3 protein-coding genes and 2 tRNA genes are annotated in these 3342 nt (G+C 69.9%); 3 read left to right on the top strand and 2 right to left on the bottom strand.

Going from position 1 to position 3342, the window contains the following annotated elements:
- Positions 1-177: 177 nt before the first annotated feature.
- Positions 178-1059: a hypothetical protein gene (locus ACFWY9_RS18950; protein ID WP_378324052.1), complete on the bottom strand. Its 882-nt coding sequence runs from the start codon at positions 1057-1059 to the stop codon at positions 178-180.
- A gap of 16 nt (positions 1060-1075) precedes the next feature.
- Positions 1076-2281, bottom strand: a complete 1206-nt coding sequence (locus ACFWY9_RS18945) for a cytochrome P450 (protein ID WP_378324051.1) — start codon at positions 2279-2281, stop codon at positions 1076-1078.
- Between the two features lie 276 nt (positions 2282-2557).
- Here ACFWY9_RS18945 and ACFWY9_RS18940 point away from each other — a divergent pair, with 276 nt between their 5' ends.
- From ACFWY9_RS18940 to ACFWY9_RS18930, 3 genes are all read left to right on the top strand, one after another.
- Positions 2558-2698, top strand: a complete 141-nt coding sequence (locus ACFWY9_RS18940) for a hypothetical protein (protein WP_378339397.1) — start codon at positions 2558-2560, stop codon at positions 2696-2698.
- A gap of 282 nt (positions 2699-2980) precedes the next feature.
- Positions 2981-3055: transfer RNA gene (locus ACFWY9_RS18935), tRNA-Glu, on the top strand.
- Between the two features lies 1 nt (position 3056).
- Positions 3057-3131 (top strand) — tRNA-Arg (locus tag ACFWY9_RS18930).
- The last annotated feature ends 211 nt before the right edge of the window (positions 3132-3342 follow it).

Genomic DNA, 3342 nt, shown 5'->3' with positions numbered 1-3342 from the left:
GCACACGCCGCGAGATTATCAACCCCCACCTGCCCACAGCCCAGCCGCCCCACCTCCTCGCGCGCGGGCGGCGTGCCGGCTCCGCGGTGGGCGCCGGCGCGCCGGGCATGTCGGTAGCCCCGCGCGCCGTGAAGGGGTCCTTGACAGCACTGAGCGCCGCGAAGGTCCCCGGGGACCTCACCCCTCGCGGGGCGCCGCGTCCGTGAGCCCGGCGGCGGGTAGCGCACCACGCGGCGCGGTGGCGTCCGCCGTCCCCAGGCACTGTTCGCCGTCGAACAGCCCCAGCTCGTAGTGCACGGTGTGCTCGTCGTGCCCGCTGACGGCGATCCCGAGGTCGTAGGAGCGTGGATAAAGGACTTCGCCGAGGTAGTTCACCTGGTAGCGCCAAGGGAGGAACCGCGGGAGCTTCCTGGCGGAGCCGTCTCCCAGCAGGCCGTGCGCATGCGCCGCGATCGCCTCGTCGTACCAGCCGAGCTGGGCGATGTAGTTGACGTGCCGGTTGAGGTCGACGTCCCCGACGCGGGCGTGGACGGTGGCGGCGGCCGGGTAGTACCGCCGCTCGCGACGGCGCGGATCGGGTTTCGACGCGGCGGACGCGCCCGTTCCCGGCAGCCGCAGCTCGTCGAGGTCGGCGAGCAGCTCGTCCGGCAAGGTGATCGGCCCGGACTTGCCGGCGAGCACGATGGTGGCCTCGGCCGTCGCGACGAGCTGCCCGCCGGCGAACATGCCCTGACCGTAGGTATAGGAGGACCGTCCGATCGCCCGGACACCGGTGCCGATCCGGATGGTCTCGCCGGTCCCGCCGAACGCCGTCCGCCGTTCGACACACTGGCCGACGAACAGGATGTGGAACGGCCCGAACCCGCCTTCGGCCGCGAGCTTGTCGAAACGCGAGAAGCGCAGGCCGACGCGCGGATGCTCGAACAGGCGCGACAACGCCACCGTGCTCGTCGTGCCGTCCGGCGCGAGATCACCGAACCGTTGCACCACCTCCCGACGGTCAGGGAAGTCGGCCTCGGCCGGGAACGCGGCGGCGGATTGTTCGTCGAGCGTCAACATCGTTCCTTTCGAGAGATCACCAGGCCACGGGCAGGGACCGCAGACCGTGGATCAGCGCCCGGTGCTTGAAGACGGGAGCGGCGGCGAGGCGCAGCCCGGGGAACCGCCGCAGCAACGCCGGAAGCGCCAGCTGCAGTTCGAGGCGAGCCAGCGTCGCGCCGAGACAATGGTGGATACCGTGCCCGAAGGCGACATGCGGGCAGCGGCCGCGAGTGACGTCGAGGGCGTCCCCGTCCTCCAGCAGCGCCGGGTCCCGGTTGGCCGCGGGCAGCGAGGTCACCACGTGGTCGCCACGCCGCACCGGACGCCCGCCGATCATGGTGTCCTCGACGGCCACCCGGACGAAACCGGCGTGCACGACCGAGGTGTAGCGCAGCAGTTCCTCGATCGCGTCCTCGACCGCGCTCGGATCGTCGCGCACCAGCGCGAGCTGGCCGGGATGGCGCAGCAACGCGAGTGTGCCGAGGGAGATCACGTTCGCGGTGGTCTCGTGGCCGGCGATGAGCAGCAGATCCGCCAGGCCGACCAGCTCCTCGTCCGACAGCGCGCCCGCGCCGTGCTCGCGGATCAACAGGCTCAGCAGGTCCTCCCCCGGGTTTTCCCGGTGCCGCGCGACCAGCGTGTGCATGTAGGCGTCGGCTTCGGCGTCCAGCCGCAGCCGTTCCCGCGGGTCCATGGTCGTGTCGATGAACCGGTTGCTGCGCGCCCCGAACTCGGCCCGGTCGGCGAACGGCACCCCGAGCAGCTCGCAGATCACCAGCGACGGCACCGGGAGCGCGAACGCGGAAACCAGATCGGCGGGCGGACCGGCGGCCGCCATCGCGTCGAGGTGCTCGTCGACGATCTCCTGGATCCGCGGGGCCAGCGCCCTGGCCCGCCGGACCGTGAACGTCGCGGTCAGCAGCCGCCGCAGCCGGGTGTGCTCGGGGGGATCCAGCATCAGCAACCGCCCGGCACGGCGGTGTTTCATCTGCTCGTCGTCGACACCCGCGGCGGCCAGACCTGGCGACGGGCCGATCGCGTCGAGCCGCAGGCGTTCGGGGTCGCCGTGCACGGCCCGGACATCGTCATAGCGGCTGAAGAGGGTCGCTTCGTGCCCCAGCGGCGACCGCACCCGGTAGACCTCACCGGAATCACGCCGCCGCGGGACCTCCGGGTCGAGACCGAGTCCGTCCCACTGGGCGGCCAGTTCGGGCAAAACCGGCGAACTCACGTCATCCACTCAGCTCTCCTCTGCGCCGGGCGCGGCTACCACAAGGACGAGTATGTACGCGACCTTTCGACGACAAGGGGAACCGTGCCTCAAAGTTTTGGAATCTTACGCCGAAACTCCCTTCGCGTACGCGTCCCAGGCGCCGGAAGCACCGATGGCCTGAGAAGCCGCTCCGACCCTGCTCACCGGCGTGAATTCGGTCGACCGAGCTTTCCCCGAAATATGATTGACGGTGCCTGCCGGGTGCGTGATGATGAATGCACACCAGCAAGCGGAGGAGTGGCCATGACGAACATGCGGGAGCGAGAGGCGCAGCGCCGGTGTCCGGCCGCCGCGATCGCCTGCCCGTGTTCGCCGAACGACCACCGGATGCCCTTCTCCTGGCAGGAACACGGACGTCTGAGCGGTGTGGGCTCCCCACCATGACCTAGCACTTGTCATGTCAAGGGGGCCGCCCATCGGGAAACCGATCCGGGCGGCTTTCTCTGTTCGACGCACCCTGAACAATTCTTTTCTTACCGGCGAGCTTGGGAAGCGCAACGGCCTCCAAAACCGTTTTCCGGGGGTTCGACTCCTCCCGCCGGTGCTTTTCGTCACCCATTTCCGATGGGCTGGCGTGTTCTTTGACAGTTACACAGCGGAGCAGACATCTCCCGACGCTCACCTTCGCCGCGCGTCACGCGGCCCGGGTGAGCGCCGGGTAGCGACGGCGCGTTGGTCCAACGGCAGGACGCCGGGTTTTCACCCCGGAGGGCGCGGGTTCGACTCCCGCACGCGCTACCAGGCCCTTGTAGCTCAGCAGGATCAGAGCGCCGCGCTACGAACGCGGAGGTCCCAGGTTCGAATCCTGGCAAGGGCGCGGGCTCACCGGCCTGACCGCTGGTGAGTTCCCGGGTGCGAGGGGCACTGGCGACCCCGCCTGATTTGGGATCAGGAGCCACCGCGTTCGACTCGCGGGCATCCGACTCGCCGGGGGGCGGGCCGCCGGCGCGCCCCCCCGCCCCCCCCCCCCCAGGGGGGGGGGGGGGGCTGTATCACTAACACAAACAACCCAACAAAAAAAAAAACAA

The sequence above is a fragment of the Amycolatopsis sp. NPDC059027 genome, assembly GCF_042739735.1.
In the GTDB taxonomy this organism is placed as follows: Bacteria; Actinomycetota; Actinomycetes; order Mycobacteriales; family Pseudonocardiaceae; genus Amycolatopsis.
Note: the sequence above shows the minus strand (reverse complement) of the source record. Positions and strands in the feature narration are given on the sequence as shown.